This window comes from Staphylococcus sp. OJ82, from assembly GCF_000294465.1.
GTDB lineage: Bacteria > Bacillota > Bacilli > Staphylococcales > Staphylococcaceae > Staphylococcus > Staphylococcus equorum.
Map to the genome: position 1 here is coordinate 592073 of NZ_ALPU01000010.1, position 24570 is coordinate 616642.

Sequence of the window (24570 nt, forward strand, 5' to 3'; positions counted from 1 at the left end):
TAACGTTTTTTTGATAGCTAATTCAATTTTCTTGATTACATTTATATAATTCAAAATAATCATTTGTAAATTACTTTAATTGCTATTTAAGTGCTTTATCACTAATATCCTTTCGATAAAACAATGCATTGCTTTTAATTTTATCGACTGCTTCATACGCTTTAGCTTTTGCACTTGCAATATCTTTTCCCTCACCTAAAGCTAGAATGACACGGCCACCAGATGTCACATATATATCTTGTTCTTTTTTTAATCCACTTACAAAGTATTGACCATCTAAATCGAATCCAGAAACAGTTTTACCCTTTTCATAATTTGCTGGATAACCTTTAGATGCAAGCATAACACCTACTACGGAATCGACTTTCCATTGAAATTGTATTGGTTTTTTAGCTTCTAAATCTAAAATATGCTGCATCAAATCACTTTCCATACGAGTTAAAAGCACTTGAGCTTCGGGATCGCCGAAACGTGCATTAAACTCAATCACTTTTGGACCTTCATCTGTAATAATTGCTCCAATGTAAAGTACACCAAAAAATGAGTAGCCTTCATTAACCATTGCTTTTGCAATAGGCTGTGCAATTTCATCATTTGTTCGTTTGATAATAGATGCGTCAATATGAGGAACTGGACAATACGCCCCCATTCCTCCAGTGTTTGGACCTAAGTCGCCATCAAATGCACGTTTATGGTCTTGAGCTATACAATCAAACGGCACAGCATAGTCATTATTTACGAAAGTCATTAATGAGAATTCTTCACCCTCAAGAAATTGTTCAAAAACCACGATTCCTTCTTCTTGGTATAGTTCTTCTACACCCGATAATGCTTCCTCATAACTTTCCGCAATGATAACACCTTTACCTGCCGCTAATCCATCCTTTTTCAATACAACAGGATATTCACATGATTGAATATAAGTTAATGCATCTTGCTTATTTGTAATTTGAGTATATTCAGCAGTTGGAATATCATATTTTTTCATTAATTCTTTCGCAAATAATTTAGAACCTTCTATTTGTGCTGCTGCTCGATTAGGTCCAAATACTTTTATTTGTGCAGCTTCTAATTTGTCAGTTAATCCTTCTGTTAAAGGTTGTTCAGGGCCAATGATTGCCCATGTAATACCGTGTTGTTGTGCAAAAGCCACAATTTGTTCATGTTCTGTTTCTGCTATTTCACTATGTACCTGTGCAACTTTCGACATTGCGTCATTACCTGGGATTGCAAATATTTCATTAACAAGTGGTGATTGCTTCAGTTTGTGCGCTATTACGTGCTCTCTACCACCTGCACCAATTACAAGTACTTTCATAAAGTATATTGCCTCCAATTCCCTTAATGTTTAAAGTGTCGAACGCCTGTAGTTACCATTGCAATACCATATTTGTTCGCCATATCAATAGATGCTTGATCTTTAATTGATCCACCTGGTTGAATAATAGCTTTGATACCTGACTTAGCTGCTAATTCAACTGTATCATCCATTGGGAAGAAACCATCTGATACCATTGCAACTTGATCATTCATTTCTATCGCACGATCTATGGCGATTTCTGCTGACCCAACACGGTTCATTTGCCCTGCGCCAATACCGACTGTTTGTTTTGCATTACTTAGAATGACAGCATTACTTTTCACAGATGCAACCACTTTCCATCCTAATAACATTGCATCCCATTGTGCTTCAGTAGGCTCAACTTCCGTAACCACTTTCATATCGTCACGTGTTAATTTCACATTATCTTTATCTTGTACTAAATAACCACCTGAAACAGACACGACTTCTTGTTCACTATTATCAATCGTCATATCAATTTCTAAAAGTCTTATATTTTTCTTTTTACTTAAAATATCTAATGCTTCTTGTGTGAATTTTGGAGCAATGATAACTTCTAAGAATATTTCATGTAAAGTTTCTGCCAACGTACTATCTACAGATCTATTTAAAGCAACGATTCCACCGAAAATAGATTGACTATCCGCTTCAAAAGCATGTTGATAAGCATCATTAATTGTTTCTCCAACACCTACACCACAAGGATTCATATGTTTTACCGCTACTGCCGCTGGTTGTTCAAATTGCTTAACAAGTGATAAAGCTGCATCTGCATCTTTAATATTGTTATAGCTTAATTGTTTACCATGTAACTGTTTAGCGCCTCCAAGTGTGTGCGCTGCAGTAGATGTACGAACAAACTGTGCTGATTGTTGTGGATTTTCGCCATAACGTAAACTTTCTTTATTATTTTTAAAGAATTCAACAATTGCTGCATCATATTGATTTGTGTGATCAAACACTTTAATCATAAGTGACTTACGGTACGCTTCATCCAAATCGTCATTTTTCAATTTTTCGATAACTTCATTATAATCTGCTGGATGTACGACTGTCGTCACGTGCTTAAAGTTTTTAGCTGCAGCACGTAACATAGTTGGTCCACCAATATCGATGTTTTCAATTGCATCGCCTTCTGTAACGTCAGGATTCGCTACAGTTTCTTTAAATGGATATAGATTAACTACAACCATATCTATAAGATCAATATGTTGCTCTTTTAATTGTTCCAAATGCTCTGGCTTATCACGATCAGCTAGTATACCACCATGAACAGATGGATGTAATGTTTTAACTCTTCCATCCATAATTTCTTCAAATTGTGTTAATTCTGAAATTGATTTTACTGGAACATTTGCTTCAACTAAAGCTTGCATCGTGCCACCTGTAGAATATAACTCATACCCTAATTGGTTTAAGGATTGGGCAAATGCCACAACACCACTTTTATTAGACACACTTAAAATTGCTTTTTTCATTTTGTATTGGCACCTCTTATTGAATGATTTTGGATATCACTTTCGGATATAACTTATGTTCCATCACTTTAATTCTTTCTTCTAGTTGTTCTTTAGTATCGTCCGTATATATATCACATGTCCATTGTTCGATAATTTCTCCTGTGTCCATCCCACTGTCCACATAATGCACTGTTGTACCTGTAATCGTGTCGCCACTCTCCAGAGCTTGGCCTACTGCGTCTTTACCTTTATATTTAGGTAACAGTGAAGGGTGTATATTAATAATACGTCTATTGTATGCTTTTAATATATTTTCACCAATCAGTTTCATATAACCAGCTAGGACAATCCATTCTACTTGTTCTGAAGTAAGCCATTCGATAATTTTGCGCTCATAATCTGCTTTAGAAGGAAAATTTTTAAGTTCATTGATATGAACATCTAAATTATATTTTCTAGCACGCTCAATACAATACGCATTTACTTGGTCTGTATATAAGGCAGTGACTTCTATATTCGGTAAATTACCTTCTTCGATTTGAGTCATGATGCTTTCAAAGTTACTGCCTGATCCTGACGCAAAAATAGCTATTTTAGTCACAGTTATACCTCCAATAATTGAATTGGCTGATCACCTTTAACAATTTCACCAATTTGGTATGCTTTAACTTGTTGTTTTTTCAATATATTTAACACTGCTGCTTCATTTTCTTTGTCTACAATTAATGTAAAGCCAACACCCATATTAAAAACGTTATACATTTCTTCAGTTGAGATTTCTCCTTGTGCTTGTAACCAGTCAAATATTGGTGGTGTTGGGAATTGTGACGTATTAATTTTTGCCGTAATTCCTTCAGGCAAAGCTCTAGGAATGTTTTCATAGAAACCACCGCCAGTAATATGCGTCATTGCATGGATTTTCACTGCATCTTTGACAGCAAGCACTGGTTTAACATATAAGCGTGTAGGTTCTAAAAAGACATTTAGATATGTGCGTTGTTCATCAAACTTATCATTTAAGTTAATGCCAGATTTTTTAATTAAATTTCTAACTAAACTATAACCATTTGAATGAATACCACTAGATTCGAGACCTATAATGACTTGTCCTGGTGCTACTGAAGTACCATCGATATATTCATCTTTTTCTACAGCGCCTACAGCAAAACCTGCTAAATCATATTCTCCTTCGTGATACATTTCTCCCATTTCAGCTGTTTCTCCACCAATAAGTGCAGTGTTTGTTTCTTCACAGCCATCGCTTACCCCTTTGACAATCTGTTCAACGACTTCAGGAATAACTTTATGTGTTGCGATATAATCTAAGAAATAAAGTGGCTCTGCACCGGTTGTTAAAATATCATTCACACACATTGCAACGGCATCGACACCTATTGTATCGTGCTTATTGTTATCTATAGCTAATTTCAACTTTGTTCCAACACCATCAGTTCCTGAAACAAGTAATGGTGCTTTCATATTCAATTGTGACAAATCAAATGTTGCGCCGAAACCGCCAAGTCCACCAAGTACTTCCTTACGCATTGTTCTTTTGACATGACTTGACATACGATCTACCGCTTCATAACCTGCGTTAATGTCGACACCTGCTTGTTGGTATGCTTTAGACATTTAAATTCCCCTCTTTATCAAAGTATTGTGTATGATTTGCTAAATATTCCTTTTGACGCTCACTTAAATGCTCTAGATAGTCAGACTCATAGTCATAAAGTCCAGCTGGATAATCTCCAGTAAAACTTTCTACACATAAACCACTGTATGGTGCATCTTCATTCAGTCCAATAGATTGAATAAGTCCATCGACAGTTAAGTATGCTAAGGAATCTGATCCAATATGCTCGCTAATTTCTTGAGGCGATTTATTCGCAGAAATCAATTCAGCTGTAGTCGAGACATCTATACCATAAAAACTTGGGAACATGAACTCTGGTGATGCAATACGAACGTGCACTTCATTTGCACCAGCGTCTTTTAACATTTGTACAATGCGTTTACTTGTCGTACCCCTTACAATGGAATCATCAACAAGTACAATATTTTTATTATGAACGATATCTTTAACTGCAGACAGCTTAACTCGTACGCCTTGCTCTCGTAGTTCTTGCGTAGGTTGAATAAATGTACGTGCTACGTATTGATTTTTAACAAGTCCCATCTCATAAGGTAATCCGCTTTCCTCTGCATAACCTGAAGCCGCAGATAGAGAAGAGTTTGGCACACCAATGACCATGTCAGCATTGTCAGATGGGCTTTCTTGGGCAAGCTGTTTACCTGATTGTTTTCTAATCGCATGAACATTTTTACCAGCAATCGTAGAATCAGGTCTTGCGAAATAAATGTATTCCATTGCTGAAATTGCAGTTGTCGTATGTCTTGTATATGACTCTACTCTAATACCCTCGTCATTAATCACAACATATTCACCTGCATGAATATCTTGCACAAATTCTGCGCCTAATACATCAATCGCACATGTTTCACTAGCAATGATATATGCACCAGTCTTCATTTTGCCTACAACTAACGGGCGAATTGCATTAGGATCAACTGCACCATATAACGCATCTTTCGTTAATAATGCGAAAGTAAAGCCACCTTTGATTTTTCTCAAACTTTCTTGAAGCGCATCTTCAAAGGTTGGTGCCTTACTTCGACGTATTAAATGCATAATTACTTCTGTATCTGATGAAGAATGAAAAATAGAACCTTGATGTTCTAACGATCTTTTTAAACTTTGTGCATTAATTAGATTACCATTATGACAAACTGCGGCACTCATATCATAAAAATGATATAAAAACGGTTGGATATTTTCTATTCCTTTATTACCAGAAGTGGCATAACGTACATGACCAATTGCATGTTTATAGGATTTAAAAGATTCAAGTTGGGTATCTGAAATTGCTTCAGTAAGTAAACCCATACCGCGTTGTCCAACAAGTGATTCGCCATCCGAACACACGATACCAGCGCCTTCTTGGCCACGGTGTTGTAAACTGTGTAACCCCATATATGTTAACTGTGCAGCTTCCGGATGATCCCAAATTCCAAATACACCACACTCTTCATTTAATCCACTGTAGTCATACATTTAGGAATAGCCCCTTCCCATAATTCATTCAGATTTTTAACTTCTCGTGTTACTCGAACTTCCTTGTTTGATACGAGGAAATGGTTGTCTTGAGTTAACTTACCAATTTCTACTGCGTTTTCTACATCGAACGATTGACCTTCTTTAACTACAACAACATAACGACCTTGTGTTTCACTGAAAAGTTGTTCATTTGTAACATCTAAATTAACGTTCATACCTAATTGGTAATGTGCACTTATACGAGCCAATGTCACTAGTAATCCACCCTTACCAACTGTTTGTACATGTGATGCAACACCATTACGAATTACTTGTTTAATAGATTCGCCTTTACGTACTTCGTCCGATAAATCAATCGCTTCAAACTCATGATTGACCTCTTTGTAAAGTAGTTTCTCAATTTGACTTCCGCCAAAATCGTCTTTTGTTTCACCAACAATGTATAAAGTATCTCCTGCATGCGGAGTAAATTCATTTAGATATTGAATATCTTCAATTAATCCAACCATACCTACAACCGGTGTTGGGAAAATAGATGCTTCTCTATTTTCGTTATATAACGACACGTTACCAGACACGACAGGAGTGCTTAAGACTTCACAAGCTTCTGCCATACCTTTTGTTGAGTCTGCAAGTTGTTGATAGATTTCTTTATTTTCTGGAGAACCATAATTCAAACAATCAGTCATAGCTAATGGTGTAGCACCTACAGATATTAAATTACGATATGCTTCAGCGACGACCATTTTTCCGCCTTCATACGGATTATTAAATACGTAACGTGCTTCACCATCAATTGTGGATGCAATAGCTTTATTTGTACCTTCAACACGTACTACAGATGATTGCAAACCAGGTTTTACAATGGTGTTTGCACCGACTTGTTGGTCATATTGTTCATATAAATAACGCTTTGATGCAATTGTAGGATGTTGTAGTAATTGGTCAAACACATTTTCCACATCAATATTGCTATAATCATTTTTTGCTGTACTATATTCTGGTGCTTCACCTTCTAGAGTGTATACAGGTGCTTCGTCTGATAACGGTTGTACTGGTATGTCAGCATATACTTCGTCTTCATAAGTAAGAACAAAACGGTCTGTATTTGTCACTTCACCAATTACTGCACTATCTAATTCATGCTTGTCGAATAATTTCAAAAATTTATCCTCTGTACCTTTTTCAACAACAAGTAGCATACGTTCTTGCGTTTCAGAGAGCATCATTTCATATGGTGAAATGCCTTCTTCTCTAGTTGGTACATTTTCAAGTTTAAGGTGTAAACCACTGCCACCTTTTGCTGCCATCTCTGAAGATGAAGAAGTAAGTCCGGCTGCACCCATATCTTGTATCCCCACAAGTTCGTCAAATGTAATTGCTTCAAGTGTTGCTTCCATTAGTTTTTTACCCACAAATGGATCACCAATTTGAACAGATGGTCGTTTGCTTTCGCTATCTTCACTTAGTTCTTCAGAAGCAAATGTAGCACCATGAATACCATCGCGGCCAGTTTTTAATCCAACATAAATCACTGGGTTGCCTTCACCTTTTGCAGTCCCTTTTTGAATCATGTCGTGGTCGATTACACCTACACACATTGCATTAACTAAAGGGTTGCCATCATATCTACTATCGAACTCAATTTCACCTGCAGTAGTTGGAATACCAATACAGTTACCATAACCACCGATACCAGCGACAACACCACGCAATAAACGACGATTTTGTTTCTCTGTTAATTCACCAAAGCGTAAACTATTTAGTAAATTGATAGGTTTTGCACCCATAGAAACGATATCTCTAATGATGCCGCCCACTCCTGTAGCTGCGCCTTGATAAGGTTCTACTGCTGAAGGATGGTTATGTGATTCAACTTTGAATACTACTGCTTGATCATCGCCAATATCCACGACACCAGCGCCTTCACCCGGCCCCATTAATACATGTTTACCAGTAGTTGGGAATTGTGTTAAAAATGGCTTTGAATGTTTGTATGAACAATGTTCACTCCACATTACAGAAAAAATACCTATTTCAGTAAAATTAGGTGCACGTCCTAAGATTTCACAAACTTTGTCGTATTCTTTATCAGTTAAACCCATATCTTTATATAAGCGTTCTAATTTAATTTCCTCTGAGCTTGGTTCTAAAAATTTAGACATTTTGTTCCCTCCAACTATTTACCATTGCTTCAAATAATTTCACTCCACTATCAGTGCCTAGAATTGACTCAATTGCGCGTTCTGGATGTGGCATCATACCGCATACATTTCCTTTTTCGTTAATAATTCCGGCTATGTCATTATACGAACCATTCGGATTGTCCAGATATTTTAAAACAATTTGATTGTTGGCTTCTAATGCTTCATACATTTCTGGTGTACAATAATAGTGCCCTTCACCATGTGCAACTGGATAAATTACTTCTTCATTTGCTTCATATAAATTGGTATACATCGTTTTATTATTTACAACTTTTAAAGTTTCATTACGGCTCACAAATAAATGAGAGTCGTTATGCAATAATGCACCTGGTAACAGTCCAATTTCAGTCAAAATTTGAAAACCATTACATACACCTAAAACTGGTTTCCCTTCATATGCAAAACGTTTAACTTCTTCAGTAATCGGTGCAACACTCGCCATCGCACCTGAGCGTAAATAATCTCCAAATGAGAAGCCGCCAGGTATAAGTACACCATCAAACCCTTCTAAAGAAGTATTTCTATAATCTACAAATTCTGCTTGGACACCAGATTTCACTGCCGCGTTATACATATCTCGGTCACAGTTTGATCCTGGAAATTTCAACACTGCAAATTTCATTAAGCTTTCTCTCCTTCATCCAAAACTTTGTAACTATATTCTTCAATTACAGTATTAGCAAATAATTTTTCACTTAGTGTTGTAACCACATTGTGTACAGCTTCGTCAGTTGCTTCATCAATTGTCATATATAAAACTTTACCTACACGAATATCGTTCACTTGTTTATATCCTAAATCATGTACTGCGCGGTTTAATGCTTGTCCTTGTGTATCAAGTACTTGCGGTTGTAAAGTGATGTGTAATTCGATTGTTTTCATTTTTATAGTGCCTCCAATTTATTTAAGAAAGTTTGATATGTTTCAATAATTGATCCCGTGTCTTCACGATATACATCTTTATCAAAATTTGTATCGCTATGTTTATCCCATATGCGACAAGTGTCTGGTGAAATTTCGTCAGCTAATATAATTTGACCATCTGTCGTACGCCCAAATTCAATTTTAAAGTCAACTAACCTTAAATCCATTTGATCCATTAATTGAACAAGTATCGTGTTTATTTCTTTAGCCGCTTCTTTTAAAATAGCAATTTCATCATCTGTTGCTATGTGTAATAACTTAATATGATCTTCTGTAATCAATGGATCATTTAAATCATCATTTTTATAGAAAAACTCTACGAGTGGAGCATCAAATTCATGACCTTTTTCAAAACCTAATCTCTTTGTTATAGAACCAGCTGCAATATTTCTTACTACTACTTCCAAAGGAATAATATCTACCGATTTCACAAGTTGTTCAGTTTCAGAAGTCTGTTCAATAAAGTGACTATTCACGCCTTGAGCTTTTATAAAATTAAAAATTCTAGTAGTAATTTGATTGTTTAATCGTCCTTTACCTTCTATGAAATCTTTTTTAGCCCCATTTCCAGCTGTCACTTCATCTTTATATTCAACGCGTAGTATTTCAGGTTCTCCAGTTGAGAAAATTCTTTTCGCTTTCCCTTCATATAACAAAGACATTAGTTGTATCTCCCTTCATATCTGTTTAACAATATTTCTTCAGAACGAGTCACATCATCAGTTAAAACAGTTAAATGACCCATTTTTCTATCTGATTTACGTGTGTTTTTACCATATATATGCACATGCCAATCTGGATGGTCAGCAAATTGATCTTCTAAAAGATCTAAATCTCTACCTAATAAATTCATCATTACTGCAGGTTTTAGCAATTCAATAGATTGTGGTAATTTTTGTCCTGTAATTGCTAATATATGTGTATCGAATTGAGAGTAATCACATGCTTCTATTGAATAGTGTCCTGAATTATGTGGTCTCGGTGCAATTTCATTAACATATAAATGATTATGTGTATCGATGAAGAATTCAACGGTAAATGTACCTACAAAATGGATGTGATCAATAATTTTTTTAACTTCATTTTGTGCTTCTTGTTCTTTTTCTATATCTGTACGGGCTGGTACAATTGTTTTAAAAAGTATTTGATGTTGATGTTCATTTTCTTGGAGTGGAAAGTACGTGATTTGGTTATCATTGCCAATCGTCACTGTAAGTGAAACTTCTTTTTGTAAGTCTAGAAATTGTTCGGCTACACATTCTTGTTTATCAACAAGCGACTTTGCTTCATCAATATAAATTGCGTCTTTAACCAAAACTTGACCTTTACCATCATAACCACCGAAACGTGTTTTTACGATAAATGGATAACCAATATTTTCAATTGCTTGATTCAAATCACTCGGTTCAGATAATTGAACAAATGGTGCAATTTGAGTTTGTGCTGCTTGCAACGTTTGCTTTTCAGTCAATCGGTCTTGTAGTAACTGAATTGCTTGATAACCTTGAGGAACATTATATTTTGAGACTAATGTTTGTAATTGACTTGCTGAAATGTTTTCAAATTCGTAAGTAATGACGTCCGATGATTCACCAAGTTGATTTAAAGCTTCTTGATTATCGTAAGCGGCATTAATAAATTCATGTGCAACATATTGACAAGGGCATTCTTGATCAGGATCAAGTACAATGACTTTAAATCCCATTTTTTGGGCAGATTGTGCCATCATTTTACCTAGCTGACCTCCGCCAATAATTCCAATAGTCGAACCGAATTTTAATTTACTGAAGCTCATGTTGCATCTCACTCACTTTCTCAACTAATGATTTTTCGAAATTTTCCAAATTTTTTTGGACTGTTTTATTGCCAATACTTAAAATCCTAGCCGCTAACACGCCTGCATTTTTGGCACCAGCTTTGCCTATCGCAGTTGTTGCTACTGGTATACCTCCTGGCATTTGAACGATAGATAATAGCGAATCTAATCCTTTTAAACTTTTTGACTCGATTGGTACCCCAATCACGGGTAATGTTGTCATTGATGCTACCATACCTGGTAAATGTGCCGCACCACCTGCTCCAGCAATAATGACATCATATCCTTTTTCTCTTGCTTCTTTAGAAAATTCAAACATTAATTGTGGCGTACGATGCGCTGAGACTACTTTTTTATCATAAGGAATTTCTAATTGGTCTAGCATAAGACAACTTTCTTTCATTGTCTCCCAATCAGAAGAACTCCCCATTATAACTACCACTTTCACAATGAACACCCTTTCAGAAATTTGAAATGATACTACTATTAGATGTATATTACAGATATAGCATAACAACTAAACGATGGTTTTTCAATCAAAAATCGAACTTTAAATCAAAAAAATGATTCAATCTACGTCTTTTGGTTGTTATTCATCGAGTTTTTTATGTTAAAGTTAAGTAAAGTACACACATTGGAGGAGGATTTTTCATGGTCGCTAAAATTTTAGACGGGAAACAAATCGCAAAAGATTACAGACAAGGTCTTAAAGATCAAGTTGAAGCTTTGCAATCTAAGGGTTACACACCTAAACTATCTGTAATACTTGTAGGTAACGATGGTGCAAGTCAAAGTTATGTAAATTCTAAAAAGAAAGCAGCAGAAAAAATTGGTATGATTTCTGAAATCGTACATTTAGATGAATCAACATCTGAAGAAGACGTTCTAAACGAACTTAAACGTTTAAATGAAGATGATACTGTGAGCGGTATATTAGTACAAGTACCTTTACCAAAACAAGTAAGTGAACAAAAAGTTATAGAATCTATAGATCCAACAAAAGATGTGGATGGCTTCCACCCTGAAAATATTGGTAAACTTTATATAGACCAACAAACTTTCGTTCCATGTACACCTTTAGGCATTATGGAATTATTAAATCATGCTGATATTGATTTAGAAGGTAAAGATGCAGTTGTTATCGGACGTAGTCATATCGTAGGACAACCAGTATCTAAATTGTTATTACAAAAAAATGCATCTGTTACGATTCTGCATTCAAGAACTAAGGATATGCAAAATTATTTAAAAAATGCTGATGTCATCGTTAGTGCTGTTGGTCGTCCGGGATTAGTTACAAAAGAAGATGTCAAAGAAGGCGCAGTTGTAATTGATGTTGGTAACACACCAGACGAAAATGGTAAATTAAAAGGTGATATTGCTTATGATGAAGTAAAAGAAGTTGCAGGCGCAATTACTCCAGTTCCTGGTGGCGTTGGCCCAATGACTATTACTATGGTTTTAAATAATACGCTTATGGCGGAAAAAATGCGTAGAGGTATTGAATAATCATTCTAGAATAATTATTACGTATTGTTACAATTAATATTTAAATAAAGAGAGGTTAGATGTCACAATGTGAAATCTAACCTCTCTTTTTATATAATATTCAAAATTCAAATGCTTCATCTAAACATCTAAATAATAATTTCACACCAGTACTTATTTAAGGTATAAATGATTCGAACTTTATTTTCTATTCATTTATACCTTTTTGTCGTAAAGTTGTGATAATAGATTTTAAGTAAAAACTTCCTCCATATATTTCTGAATCTCTTGAAATAAACTTACCTACTTTAAATTTATCAACTATTATTGAAGAAACTCCACCTTCATAATCCTTATCAACATCTCTTTTTACTGTAAATATGAATAATTTAGACCACCTTCTACTATATAAATAGTGTCTTTTACATGACATTCCAATTTTCCACTTTCTACATCTATAATAATATATTGTCCAAATATAAAAATGACTGAGATCTTTCAATGACATTTTTCATTTACAGTTAAAACCCTCCCCCAAGACTTTCGAATTAAATTTAATATTATTTGAAGTTTGTTATGTCAAAACTCGCAGAACGTTCAATTTACTAAATGTTTACTGAAAATTACAGCTAGATTCAAAGTCATAGGTTATATTAAGACTATAGTACGATGTATTCTAAACTCATTTAAAGTATAGTATAGTTGAATAAAACAAATGACGGTCATACGGAGGTTAACGTTATGAATAAACTAATACAGTCATTATCAGCGTTAGGCGTATCTGCAACACTTGTGTCACCTAACTTAAGTGCAGAAGCTACTGATAATTCAACACCAGAACTAAAAGGTACTAATGATACAATCATCGAAAAAGGTGACGATTACAATTTACTTAATGGTGTAAGTGCCTTTGATAAAGAAGATGGCGATTTAACTCATAAAATTACCGTTGATGGAGATATAAATACAAATAAAACTGGAAAGTATAAAGTTGAATACAAAGTTGAAGATTCAAATGGCGCTGTAAAAAAATCTATACGCTATGTTGAAGTTAAGTAACACCTAGGTTCCATACATACTCTCAAAAATCGTAAATGATAACGATTATCACAATTTTTAAGACAAAATTACTCTTTCGACTTAATTATGACACTTTTCACAAAATGTACACATAATTTTAACAAATCTTTAAAAGCCCGTCAGACATTGGTTCTGTTGGGTTTCTTTTAATTTTACAATAATTTTTTTCGCACAAACACTTGTAATAATTGCGTAATATCTTAAAATTGATGTTAAGCCCTACAATTGTAGTATTAGGAGGTCAAAAAAGTGTCAAAATTTAAGTCTTTGCTTCTACTCTTTGGCTCGCTAATTTTACTTAGTGGTTGTGAGAATGTAGAAGTTTTAAACCCAAAAGGGCCAATGGCAAGTGATACGAAGTTCTTGATTATCTATTCAATCATCTTCATGCTTGCTATAGTTGTCGCTGTAATTCTCTTGTTCACAGTCTTTCTATTCAAATATAGAATGGGCAAAACAGAGGAAACAGGAAAGATGCATCATAGTTTTTTACTTGAATCGATCTGGTTCATTATTCCAATTCTCATTGTAATTGCTATAGCCATTCCAACGGTTAAATCACTTTACATGTATGAGGAAACACCAGACAAAGAGGATGATCCAATTGTAGTTTATGCTACAAGTGCTGGTTACAAGTGGTTCTTTAGTTATCCTGAAGAAAAAATTGAAACTGTTAATCACTTAACAATACCGAAAGATCGTCCGGTTGTTTTCAAACTCCAATCAATGGATATGATGACAAGTTTCTGGATACCACAACTTGGTGGTCAGAAATACGCGATGACAGGTATGACGATGGACTGGACATTAACATCCAGTGAAGAAGGTACGTTCCGTGGACGTAACTCAAACTTCAATGGCGAAGGTTTTTCTCGTCAAACTTTCGATGTTAACTCAGTAAGTCAAAGTGAATTTAACGATTGGGTCAAAGATGCTCAAAGTAAAAAAGAGTTAGATCAAGATACATTTGATAAGCAACTTTTACCAACTACTGAAAATGAAGAGTTAACTTTCAGTGGTACCCATCTAGCATTTGTTGATCCTGCAGCAGATCCTGAGTATATTTTCCACGCTTATGATCGCTTCAATTACGTACAGAAAGATCCGAACTTTAACACTGAAGAAGAATTAACTGAAGATGTGTTAGATGAACCTGATCAACCTGCACGTAAACCGCAAATCACAAATGCGAACTATGAGAGACATGGTATGAAAGCCATGATTCTTGGCAACGATGAACCATACAACAGTGAATTCAAAGACGAAGAAAAACATAACGTCGAGGAAATGGACAAAATCTCTAAAGGTGCTAAAGACGAAAAAGTATCTGAAATAGAGAAAAAAGAGCATGAATCTGGAGGTGAACATTAATGAATTTTCCATGGGATCAATTACTTGTTGAAGGTACTTGGATGATTACAATGGCACAAATCGGTGCCCCATTTGGAATCATTGGACTAATCGCAGTAATTACTTATTTTAAATTATGGAAATATTTATACAGAGAATGGTTCACATCTGTCGACCATAAGAAAATCGGAGCAATGTACTTAATCTGTGCCGTATTAATGTTCGTTCGTGGTGGTATTGACGCATTAATGATGCGTACACAATTAGCGATTCCTAACAATACGTTCTTGGACTCAAATCACTATAACGAAGTTTTTAGTACACACGGTGTTATCATGATTATCTTTATGGCAATGCCTTTCATATTTGGTTTATGGAATGTCATTGTACCTTTACAAATTGGTGCTCGAGACGTTGCATTCCCTGTATTAAATAGCGTAAGTTTCTGGTTATTCTTCTCAGGTATGATTTTATTCAACCTGTCATTTATAATCGGAGGCTCACCTGCAGCTGGTTGGACTAACTATGCACCACTCGCAGGCGAATTCAGTCCCGGGCCAGGTGTCAATTATTACTTAATTGCAATACAGATTTCTGGTATCGGTACACTGATGACAGGTATTAACTTCTTTGTAACTATACTTAGAATGAAAACACCTACAATGAAATTTATGGAGATGCCAATGTTTACGGTTACTACTTTCATTACAGCTTTAATCGTTATCTTGGCTTTCCCAGTACTAACAGTAGCATTAGCACTATTTACAACCGATAATATATTCGGTACAGCATTCTTTACAGTTGCTAATGGTGGTATGCCAATGCTTTGGGCTAACTTCTTCTGGGTATGGGGGCACCCCGAAGTATACATCGTTATCCTACCAGCATTCGGTATATACTCTGAAATCATTCCAACGTTTGCGCGTAAACGCCTATTTGGTCACCAAAGTATGGTTTGGGCGACTGCAGGTATCGCATTCTTAAGTTTCTTAGTTTGGGTTCACCATTTCTTCACAATGGGTAATGGTGCATTAATTAACTCATTCTTCTCGATTTCAACAATGCTTATTGGTATACCAACCGGTGTCAAAATATTTAACTGGTTGTTCACGCTTTACCAAGGTCGTATTACCTTTGAATCACCAATGCTATTCGCATTAGGATTCATACCTAACTTCTTAATTGGTGGGGTAACTGGTATTATGCTTTCTATGGCAGCAGCAGATTACCAATACCACAACACGTACTTCTTAGTAGCCCATTTCCACTACACATTAGTAGCGGGGGTTGTATTTGCCTGTCTAGGAGCTTTAATATTCTGGTGGCCTAAGATGACTGGATTTAAGCTGAACGAGACATTAAATAAATGGTGTTTCTGGTTCTTTGTAATTGGTTTCAACATTTGTTTCATACCTCAATTCATACTAGGTCTTGATGGTATGCCACGTCGTTTATACACTTATATGCCTGAAGATGGTTGGTGGTTACTAAACGTAATTTCAACTTTCGGTGCCCTATTAATGGCATTAGGCTTTATGTTCTTAGTCGCAAGTATTGTTTACAGTTTCTTCAAAGCACCACGTGAAGCAACTGGTGATAATTGGGATGGCTTAGGTCGTACTTTAGAATGGTCAACTGCAGCTGCAATGCCACCTAAATACAACTTTGCTATCACACCAGACTGGAACGACTATGATACATTTGTTGATATGAAAGAACATGGTCGTCATTATTTAGATAACCATAATTACACAGATATCCACATGCCGAACAATACGCCAGTTGGTTTTTGGATGGGAATATTCTTCACTATTGGTGGTTTCTTCCTAGTCTTTGAAACAATGCTACCGGCTATTCTTTGTTTAATTGGTATTTTCGGAACTATGATTTACCGTAGTTTCCAAGTAGATCACGGTTATCATATTCCAGTTTCTGAAGTAATTGAAACTGAAAAACGTTTACGTGAAGCACGAATAAAAGAAAAGGAGGCTGTAAGTCATGAGTCATGATGCAAACACAATTGATCAACGTTCGCATGAAGGTGAATTAAATAAGCTTGGCTTTTGGATTTTCCTTACAGCTGAATTCTCATTATTTGGTACGTTGTTTGCAGCGTTACTAACACTGCAACATGGTGGCGATTATGGTGGTAAAATGACTACCGAGTTATTTGAATTGCCCCTCGTTTTGATAATGACATTCGCTTTATTGATTAGTTCTTATACATGTGGTATTGCAATTTACTACATGAGAAAAGAAAAAGAAAAATTAATGATGATTTGGATGATTATCACTGTATTATTAGGTGTCGTGTTCGTGGGCTTTGAAATCTATGAATTCATACACTATGTACATGAAGGTGTTAACCTTTCTATTGGTTCTTATTGGTCTAGTTTCTTTATACTATTAGGAACACATGGTGCCCACGTATCGTTAGGTATCGTCTGGATTATCTGCTTATTAATTCAAGTAGCTATGCGAGGATTAAATAAAGACAATGCTCCTAAATTATTTATAGTAAGTTTATATTGGCACTTTTTAGATGTTGTATGGATCTTCATCTTCACTGCCGTATATATGATAGGGATGGTGTTTAGCGGATGAATACAATAGTAAAACACACAGTAGGTTTTATTGCCTCAATCGTTCTGACAATATTAGCAGTGTTTGTAACTTTATACACATCTATGGAACTTAACGTTAAGATTACCATCATTTTTGGTTTTGCTTTTATACAAGCTGCAGTTCAATTATTAATGTTCATGCACTTAACTGAAGGTAGAGACGGAAACTTACAAGCATTTAAAGTTATATTTGCGATTATCATTACTTTAATTACTGTTATTGGTACTTATTGGGTAATGCAAGGTGGACACTCAGCTCACTTATAATCCAAGAAAAGACTTCTCTTTTAGAGAAGTCTTTTTTATTATTAATTAAATTATAGAAGTTAGTTCCCGTTAAATTTTATGTTTTTTCCCTACTTTTATGCTCAACTTAAATATACATTAATTTATATACAACACTTTTAAAAGAAAACAATGTAAAATGGATCCATACAATAACAAAATGACTTAGGAGGACTTAACAATTATGAAACAACCAATCATTATAGATGCCGATCCTGGTATTGATGATGCCGCTGCTATAAGTATCGCGCTAAATCATCCAAACTTTGACCTACGAATGATTACTACAATTAATGGTAATGTTGGCATTGAGAAAACTACAGCAAATACGTTGAAACTCAAGCAATTCTTTGCAAGTGACGTGCCCGTTCATAGAGGGGCTTCTCAACCATTAGTTTCTGATATTGTAGATGCAAGCCAAGTTCATGGTGAGTCAGGTATGGATGGTTATCCATTTCCTAAAGTAAATGAAAAAGATTTAGCTTCAACACATGCTGTAGAAGCAATGCGAAAAGCTTTAATAAGTAGTGAGATTCCTATAACACTTATACCTATAGGTCCATTAACGAATATTGCCTTATTACTTTCTACTTATCCAGAAGTAAAAGATTATATTAAGGAAATTGTATTAATGGGAGGCAGCGCAGGCCGTGGTAATGTCACCCCTTTAGCGGAATTTAATATTTATTGTGACCCTGAAGCTGCACAAATCGTTTTTAATTCTGGTTTGCCTTTAACCATGGTAGGACTTGATGTAGCAAGAAGTTCAACATTAAGCCATACATTTGTAAATAAACTATCAACACTAAATGAAACTGGTGATATGTTGCATCAACTCTTCAAGCATTACAAAGGCGATGATTTTGAAAAAGGGATTAATGTATACGATGCATATACTGTGCTTTATTTGCTTCATCCTGAAAAATTCAATGTACAGGAAGCCGATGTACAAATAGAAACGAATGGTACGTTTACAAAAGGTGCAACAGTAACTGATTTCAAATCTCGCTTCCCTAATTGTTCAGTGGTCTTGTCCATTCATCCAGATACGTTTGAGGACATGTTCGTCAATGCACTAAAATACTGTAAATAAGTTGAATATGATTTGTAGCATAATATGACTATTATTTATACTTAAGAAAAAACACTCCTAATACTGTCATCAAGTTAAAGGTTATTCCTTTACACTTTGCAGTTAGGAGTGTTTTAAATTACTTCACTTTAGGTTACTACAATAATCAAGTAATTAATAACGTTGCCCTACTATATTATAAGGTTTGTCTTGTTTTAGTAATTTATTAAAAATGTGTTTTATCTTTTCCTCATTATTCACATCATTATCTTCATAATTTGTCCCAAGCACCACAATATAGTCGTCATTAAAATATGCCGTAAATACTTGTCCAAAAAAACCACCATTAATTCGATTTTTATTAGGAAGTGAATAAAAACCATAACGATACGCTTTTGGATAACGTGGCGTTAAACTTTCATGTAGTAAAGGCGTTGTTATATTATCTTTGAACAGTTCATTTTTTTGTAGAGTTAATATCAATTTCCCCATATCATGAGGTGTCATATATAAATTACCAGCGCCGTAATATTGGTTTAAAACATTAGGCTTCTGCTTAACCGGTTTACCTGTATTTTCATCTTTTTTATAGCCTTCCGCCATATCTTTTTTTAAAAGTTTCATCATTAAAAAATGCCGTATGCTCCAATCCGTATGGCTTTGATAATCTGTTTTCGAAATTCTTTGAAAAAGATTTACCAGTTACTTCTTCTATCACACGAGATAAAACTAAATAATTAGCATCATTATATCTATTTTTATTATAAAATTTAGTCTCAATACCTTTGCGCTGTATTGACTGTACTGCACTATCTAGATCTTTATAAGAAGTTGAAGCTTTATATTTATATAAACCACTTTGATGAAGCATAAGTTGATTTAATGTAATAGGTTTAGATGTTTTGAACCATGGCAAATATTGATGAACCACATCATTCATATTAATTTTTTGCTCATTTTCTAATTGCTTAAGCATTAATCCGGTGGTGAATTTTTGAGAAGATCCGATTAAATATAATGTGTCTGCCCTATTCTTTTCATCTGTTTCAAAATTTTTGAAACCATATCCTTTATTTAATTTAAGTTGACCACGTTCAAAAACAGCTACAGTGCCGTTAAAATTAACTTTTTCTAAATATTGATGAATCGCGTTTATTTGTGGGTTGTTTTTATCCATAACTGTTTTCAAATTATTCGTATGAATACTTTGGTATTTCGTGTCTTGTTTATTATCTTGATAATATCTGTATCCAATTGTAAAAGTGATTATTGTTAAAATAAAGATTAAAAAAATCATAAATTGTTTTAGTTTTTTTGATGTCATCTTGCTGCCTCTACATAAATTAATCTATATTTTGAATATAGTCTTTTTCAAATTGATCTGTAATTGCATCTATATCTTCTACATTCAGAGAGAAATAGAGTTTAATTTTCGGCTCTGTTCCAGATGGTCTAAGCGCGATAAATCCATTATCAAAAATAAATCTAATTAAATCCGTTTTCGGTAACGTTAATACTTCTGTTGTACCCTCTATAACATTTCTATTTTCACCCGTATGATAGTCTTCTATTTGTTTTACATCTATACCACAAATTGAGAATATATCGTTATTTCTAAATTGACTCATTATATTCGAAATCTTTTCTACACCTTCGGCTCCTTCAAATGACGGTGCGAGTGTTCTATCTTTAAATGCACCAATATTTTGATAAATATCTTCCATAGTGTCTTTAAATGTTAAACTATTTTTAGATAATAGATTTTTATATTTAACTAATAAAGGTACCATTTGAATTGCATCTTTATCTCTAGAAATTGATTTCGCTAAATAGCCGTGGCTTTCCTCAAATGCGAGTAATAATTGCGTCTCATTGTCTGCACCTTTTTGCTCAATTAAATCAGAAATATATTTAAATCCAGTCAGCACATTATTAACTTGTACATCTAACGCTAATGCTAATCTTTCTGCTAACTCACTTGTGACGATAGATTTAATAATGTAAAGTGGTGCGCCTGCTTCAACTAATTCTTGGAATCTCAATTTCATAAACAGTAACCCAATTTCATTACCATTAAAATATCTATATTCATTTTTTCCATAACGCTCAATAAAACCAAATCTATCTGCATCAGGGTCTGTAGCTATGATCAGTTGTGCGTCTGTTTTTTCTGCAAGTGCTAGGCCGTAATTAAAAGCAGTTTCATCTTCAGGATTAGCAATTTCTACAGTTGGGAAATTACCATCCGGTGTAGATTGCTCTTCTTCTATCACAAAATTTTGGTAATCCAATTCTGTTAATATATTTGAAACTAACGGTAAACTTGTACCATGTAAACTGGTTAATACTACTTTTGCACCTTTTTCATCAATCGAACCTACTAAATCTTTAACTTCACTTTTATATTTTTCAGTTACTTCACTAGTAATATATTTAATTCTATTATTTTCTTTTAATACTTCAAAATCGCCCTTTTTAATCGATAATGGAGATTCTATCGTATTAATATAATTACTAAGTTGTTCGGATTCATCAGGTAATAATTGGCCACCTTTTTCATCATAAATTTTTATACCATTATAATTTTTAGGATTATGACTAGCTGTTATCATCACACCTGCATCTGCATTCAAATGTCTAACGGCAAATGATAACTCTGGAGTAGATTTATAATCTTCTGATAAAATAGGTATAACATTATTATTAGCTAGCACACTAGCCATTTCTTGTGAAAATGCTTTAGATAAAAATCTCGTATCAAAGTGTATTACTACAGTTGGTGAATCAATTTTACTTCTTAAAAATTGAGCTAAACCTAAAGCCACTTTGCGAATTGTAAATGCATTTAATCTTCCTGGTCCTAAGCCAAAAGTGCTTCTAATACCTGCAGTTCCAAAAGCTAAACTTCCTTTGAACCCTTCTTCTTTTTCTGTTTCAGTTTGTATTTCATAAAAATCTTTCACTAAACTCTCATCTATTTTATCTAACCATTCTTGCTTCATACTCACTTTTCCTCCTCATATCTTTTGCTAAAGATATATCCATTTCAATTATTAATTTTAAAAATATTTTATAGAAAGCATTGTTCTTAAATTATAACGTAGCAAAGCCCTTTTTTCTTATATTTATAATTATTTTGTCATTTCCTTGAAACACAGTTATTGTTCACAAGATGATATTTCTATTATATATTATAGCTCATGTATCGCTATAAATCATTTCTAAGCAAATGACAATTTTGTTAGTTTCTACTGATAAATTCCAATATATAAGCATTATACTTCACATACCCTAATTTAATTTTACTTTAAACTTGAAAATAACACATTCATAGTTGATATTTACTAGCTATAGTAATAAAATTATAAGTTATAGTACATTTTCTTCTTTACAAATATTTAATATAGTTAAAAGAGCTATAACATTTAACGATAATATAGTAACATGTACAAAATCATATACATGGGGAGCTTCAAACATGAATAAATTTTTTAAATATTTTTTAATATTTCTATCTTTAGTTCTTGTCGTTGTTCCGGTTATATTTGCTATCATTCTACTCAAATCATCTCAAGGCGCTTTTGAGAATTCTTTTAACGATGGTGACTCCTCTAGGAAATCAAACATTCGTGAATCTAAAGTCGATCCTTCTAAAGGTCCTATTTCTATCTTATTTTTAGGTATTGATGGAAATAGTGGACGAGAAAAAAATGGGCAAAGTACTGAACAATCAAGAACCGATGCAATGATTCTTTCAACATTTAATTCCGATAAAGAGCAAATAAGAATGCTAAGCATTCCACGTGATACAATCAGTTATATTCCAAAAGTAGGTTATTACGATAAAATCACTCATGCACATGCTTATGGTGGACCTACAGCTTCAATGGATTCTGTAGAAGCTACTTTAAACGTACCGGTTGATTATTATGTACGTATTAATATGGATGCATTCGTAGATGCTGTTGATGAACTTGGTGGCATTGAATATAATGTCCCTTATGACATCAGTGAACCAAATACTGATGACAGTGGCAAAATAAAAGTTGAAAAAGGACTTCAAAAACTAAATGGCGACGAAGCATTAGCAGTCGCTAGAACACGACATCATGATTCTGATTTAAAACGTGGTCAAAGACAAATGGAGTTACTTAAAAAACTCTTTGCTAAGGCACAAAATGCTGGTTCCTTTAGTAAGCTAGATGATGTTATTGAAATAGTTGGGAATAATTCAAAACATAATTTAAGCTATGATGAGGTAAAAGCTCTTGCAACATCTTATTTAAAAGATGATGTTGAAATCAAAAGTAAACAACTTAAAGGTGAAGATGATTACTTAAATGGAATCTATTATTACAATCCAGATATTAATAGTATTCAAGACACTTCAAATTTACTACGTGATGATTTAAATTTACCTAAGATTGAAGATACAAGTGATTTCTTAAATCAACGTGTCACTGATTTTTATGGTACACTCGTACCACAAACAGAGTTAGACAGTAGTCTACTTAGAAAAAATCAAAATGATACTTCCAATGATAATGATGAAGACAATTCATCAGAATTAAATGGCACTGAAAACAATGATAATTCACAACAACAGAATAACAATCAACAACAAATTGATCCTAATCAACAACAAGTAGATCCTAATCAGCAACAAAACAATAATAATCAGCAACAAAACAATAATAATCAGCAACAAAACAATAATAATCAGCAACAAATAGATCCTAACCAGCAACAAAATACTCAAGAAGTACCAACTAATCAATATTAACTGTAGAGAGGAGCTCACTATATGTCACGCAAAACATACGAAAAACTTGCTCATATAAACGGAATGTTTAATGTTTTAGAACAACAAATGATACACAGCAAAGATATGGCGCTTTTTAGAAATGAATTTTTCTATGTCAATCATGAACACCGTGAAAACTATGAAGCTTTACGCATATACTATAAAGATAGTGATAATAATCCTATCATCGATGGTGCATGTTATATTGTTGGACTTCCAGAAATATTCGAAAAAGTTGATGTTTTTGAATCAGAATTACCGTTTTCATGGGTTTATAATCAAAATGGTATTACAGAAACAATGAAAGAAATTAGCGTACCCATCCAATATCTTATTGCGGCTGCATTAGAGGTTACAGATGTTAATTTATTTAGACCATCTGGTTTTACAATGGGTATGAATAATTGGAATATTGCACAAATGCGAATTTTTTGGCAATATACTGCGATAATTAGAAAAGAAGCACAATAATCATTAAAAAACGCCCTATCATATTAAACTTTGATAGGGTGTTTTTTTAACCAAAATAAATGAAACGAGGAATAGTTATGTTTAAAATTGTTACAACGTCTTCCATGATGGAAGATGCATACAGTGTACGAAAACAAGTATTTGTTCTTGAACAAGGTGTACCGTTAGAAAATGAAATAGATCAATACGAAGCTATTGCTACGCATATCATTGGATATGATGAAAACAACATCCCCTTCGCCACTGGTAGATTTCGTCCTTATGACAATGCCGTTAAAATAGAAAGAGTTGCTATTATTTCATCTCATAGAAAATCTGGATATGGCAAACTACTCATGCAATTTTTAGAAGAAATCGCTAAAAATCAAGGCCATCATTCCTTAATGCTAAATGCACAATGCCACGCACAAACTTTTTATGAATCTCTAGGATATAAACCTTTTGGAAAGATTTTTATTGAGGAAAATATTGATCATATTGCTATGACAAAATCTATTTAACCCAATTTAATATATTTTTGTATTTATATTGC

23 protein-coding genes and 1 pseudogene are annotated in these 24570 nt (G+C 34.0%); 10 read left to right on the top strand and 14 right to left on the bottom strand.

The window, feature by feature from the left end; translation table 11 throughout:
- Positions 1-82: 82 nt before the first annotated feature.
- From purD to purE, 11 genes are read right to left on the bottom strand one after another with little or no spacing between them, the layout of a single operon-like run.
- Complete coding sequence (purD, locus tag SOJ_RS10240; protein WP_002508024.1) at positions 83-1318, bottom strand: phosphoribosylamine--glycine ligase; 1236 nt, start codon at positions 1316-1318, stop codon at positions 83-85.
- Between the two features lie 23 nt (positions 1319-1341).
- Positions 1342-2820, bottom strand: coding sequence for a bifunctional phosphoribosylaminoimidazolecarboxamide formyltransferase/IMP cyclohydrolase (gene purH / locus SOJ_RS10245; RefSeq protein WP_002508025.1), 1479 nt, complete (start codon positions 2818-2820; stop codon positions 1342-1344).
- Positions 2821-2836: 16 nt separating this feature from the next.
- Positions 2837-3403 carry a phosphoribosylglycinamide formyltransferase gene (purN, locus tag SOJ_RS10250; protein ID WP_002508026.1) on the bottom strand — a complete coding sequence of 189 codons (567 nt, stop codon included), beginning with the start codon at positions 3401-3403 and terminating at the stop codon, positions 2837-2839.
- A 2-nt stretch (positions 3404-3405) separates the two neighbouring features.
- Complete coding sequence (gene purM, locus SOJ_RS10255) at positions 3406-4434, bottom strand: phosphoribosylformylglycinamidine cyclo-ligase (protein WP_002508027.1); 1029 nt, start codon at positions 4432-4434, stop codon at positions 3406-3408.
- A complete protein-coding gene (gene purF, locus SOJ_RS10260; RefSeq protein ID WP_002508028.1) occupies positions 4427-5914 on the bottom strand; it encodes an amidophosphoribosyltransferase in 1488 nt (495 codons plus the stop codon). The genes purM and purF overlap by 8 nt, the downstream gene beginning before the upstream one ends.
- Positions 5893-8082 (bottom strand): phosphoribosylformylglycinamidine synthase subunit PurL, encoded by a 2190-nt coding sequence (purL, locus tag SOJ_RS10265; protein WP_002508029.1) that lies wholly within the window; start codon positions 8080-8082, stop codon positions 5893-5895. The genes purF and purL overlap by 22 nt, the downstream gene beginning before the upstream one ends.
- Positions 8075-8746, bottom strand: a complete 672-nt coding sequence (purQ, locus tag SOJ_RS10270; protein ID WP_002508030.1) for a phosphoribosylformylglycinamidine synthase I — start codon at positions 8744-8746, stop codon at positions 8075-8077. The genes purL and purQ overlap by 8 nt, the downstream gene beginning before the upstream one ends.
- The gene (purS, locus tag SOJ_RS10275) at positions 8746-9006 is read right to left on the bottom strand and encodes a phosphoribosylformylglycinamidine synthase subunit PurS (RefSeq protein WP_002508031.1); all 261 of its coding nucleotides are present in this window, start codon (positions 9004-9006) and stop codon (positions 8746-8748) included. The genes purQ and purS overlap by 1 nt, the downstream gene beginning before the upstream one ends.
- Before the next feature lie 2 nt (positions 9007-9008).
- A complete protein-coding gene (gene purC / locus SOJ_RS10280; RefSeq protein ID WP_002508032.1) occupies positions 9009-9710 on the bottom strand; it encodes a phosphoribosylaminoimidazolesuccinocarboxamide synthase in 702 nt (233 codons plus the stop codon).
- Complete coding sequence (purK, locus tag SOJ_RS10285) at positions 9710-10843, bottom strand: 5-(carboxyamino)imidazole ribonucleotide synthase (protein WP_002508033.1); 1134 nt, start codon at positions 10841-10843, stop codon at positions 9710-9712. Before purK ends, purC begins: the two co-directional genes overlap by 1 nt.
- Entirely contained in the window at positions 10830-11312 is a 483-nt protein-coding gene (gene purE / locus SOJ_RS10290; RefSeq protein WP_037539562.1) for a 5-(carboxyamino)imidazole ribonucleotide mutase, read from the bottom strand. Before purE ends, purK begins: the two co-directional genes overlap by 14 nt.
- A 203-nt stretch (positions 11313-11515) precedes the next feature.
- Here purE and folD point away from each other — a divergent pair, with 203 nt between their 5' ends.
- Positions 11516-12373, top strand: a complete 858-nt coding sequence (folD, locus tag SOJ_RS10295) for a bifunctional methylenetetrahydrofolate dehydrogenase/methenyltetrahydrofolate cyclohydrolase FolD (protein WP_002508035.1) — start codon at positions 11516-11518, stop codon at positions 12371-12373.
- A gap of 187 nt (positions 12374-12560) precedes the next feature.
- On the opposite strand, the gene SOJ_RS10300 is transcribed toward folD, so the two are convergent.
- On the bottom strand, positions 12561-12785 hold the full coding sequence (locus SOJ_RS10300) for a hypothetical protein (protein ID WP_002508036.1): 225 nt from the start codon (positions 12783-12785) through the stop codon (positions 12561-12563).
- A gap of 308 nt (positions 12786-13093) precedes the next feature.
- On the opposite strand from SOJ_RS10300, the gene SOJ_RS10305 reads away from it, so the two are divergent.
- The 6 genes from SOJ_RS10305 (at position 13094) to rihC (ending at position 18784) form a co-directional block, all read left to right on the top strand.
- Positions 13094-13411, top strand: coding sequence for a DUF5011 domain-containing protein (locus tag SOJ_RS10305; protein ID WP_002508037.1), 318 nt, complete (start codon positions 13094-13096; stop codon positions 13409-13411).
- 270 nt (positions 13412-13681) lie between these two features.
- Entirely contained in the window at positions 13682-14803 is a 1122-nt protein-coding gene (gene qoxA / locus SOJ_RS10310) for a cytochrome aa3 quinol oxidase subunit II (protein WP_002508038.1), read from the top strand.
- The gene (gene qoxB / locus SOJ_RS10315) at positions 14803-16791 is read left to right on the top strand and encodes a cytochrome aa3 quinol oxidase subunit I (RefSeq protein WP_002508039.1); all 1989 of its coding nucleotides are present in this window, start codon (positions 14803-14805) and stop codon (positions 16789-16791) included. Before qoxA ends, qoxB begins: the two co-directional genes overlap by 1 nt.
- Positions 16781-17386 (top strand): cytochrome aa3 quinol oxidase subunit III, encoded by a 606-nt coding sequence (gene qoxC / locus SOJ_RS10320; RefSeq protein ID WP_002508040.1) that lies wholly within the window; start codon positions 16781-16783, stop codon positions 17384-17386. The genes qoxB and qoxC overlap by 11 nt, the downstream gene beginning before the upstream one ends.
- Positions 17383-17673, top strand: coding sequence for a cytochrome aa3 quinol oxidase subunit IV (qoxD, locus tag SOJ_RS10325; RefSeq protein WP_002508041.1), 291 nt, complete (start codon positions 17383-17385; stop codon positions 17671-17673). The genes qoxC and qoxD overlap by 4 nt, the downstream gene beginning before the upstream one ends.
- Positions 17674-17875: 202 nt before the next feature.
- Complete coding sequence (rihC, locus tag SOJ_RS10330; protein ID WP_002508042.1) at positions 17876-18784, top strand: ribonucleoside hydrolase RihC; 909 nt, start codon at positions 17876-17878, stop codon at positions 18782-18784.
- A 153-nt stretch (positions 18785-18937) separates the two neighbouring features.
- On the opposite strand, the pseudogene SOJ_RS10335 reads toward rihC, so the two are convergent.
- Both SOJ_RS10335 and SOJ_RS10340 read right to left on the bottom strand, forming a co-directional pair.
- A pseudogene (locus SOJ_RS10335) lies at positions 18938-20087 on the bottom strand (serine hydrolase domain-containing protein).
- Between the two features lie 19 nt (positions 20088-20106).
- Entirely contained in the window at positions 20107-21765 is a 1659-nt protein-coding gene (locus SOJ_RS10340) for a phospho-sugar mutase (protein WP_002508045.1), read from the bottom strand.
- 476 nt (positions 21766-22241) lie between these two features.
- Here SOJ_RS10340 and SOJ_RS10345 point away from each other — a divergent pair, with 476 nt between their 5' ends.
- From SOJ_RS10345 to SOJ_RS10355, 3 genes are all read left to right on the top strand, one after another.
- Entirely contained in the window at positions 22242-23546 is a 1305-nt protein-coding gene (locus tag SOJ_RS10345; RefSeq protein ID WP_002508046.1) for an LCP family protein, read from the top strand.
- 21 nt (positions 23547-23567) lie between these two features.
- Positions 23568-24038, top strand: coding sequence for a DUF2538 family protein (locus tag SOJ_RS10350; RefSeq protein ID WP_002508047.1), 471 nt, complete (start codon positions 23568-23570; stop codon positions 24036-24038).
- 77 nt (positions 24039-24115) lie between these two features.
- Positions 24116-24538: a GNAT family N-acetyltransferase gene (locus SOJ_RS10355; protein WP_002508048.1), complete on the top strand. Its 423-nt coding sequence runs from the start codon at positions 24116-24118 to the stop codon at positions 24536-24538.
- Positions 24539-24570: the final 32 nt, after the last annotated feature.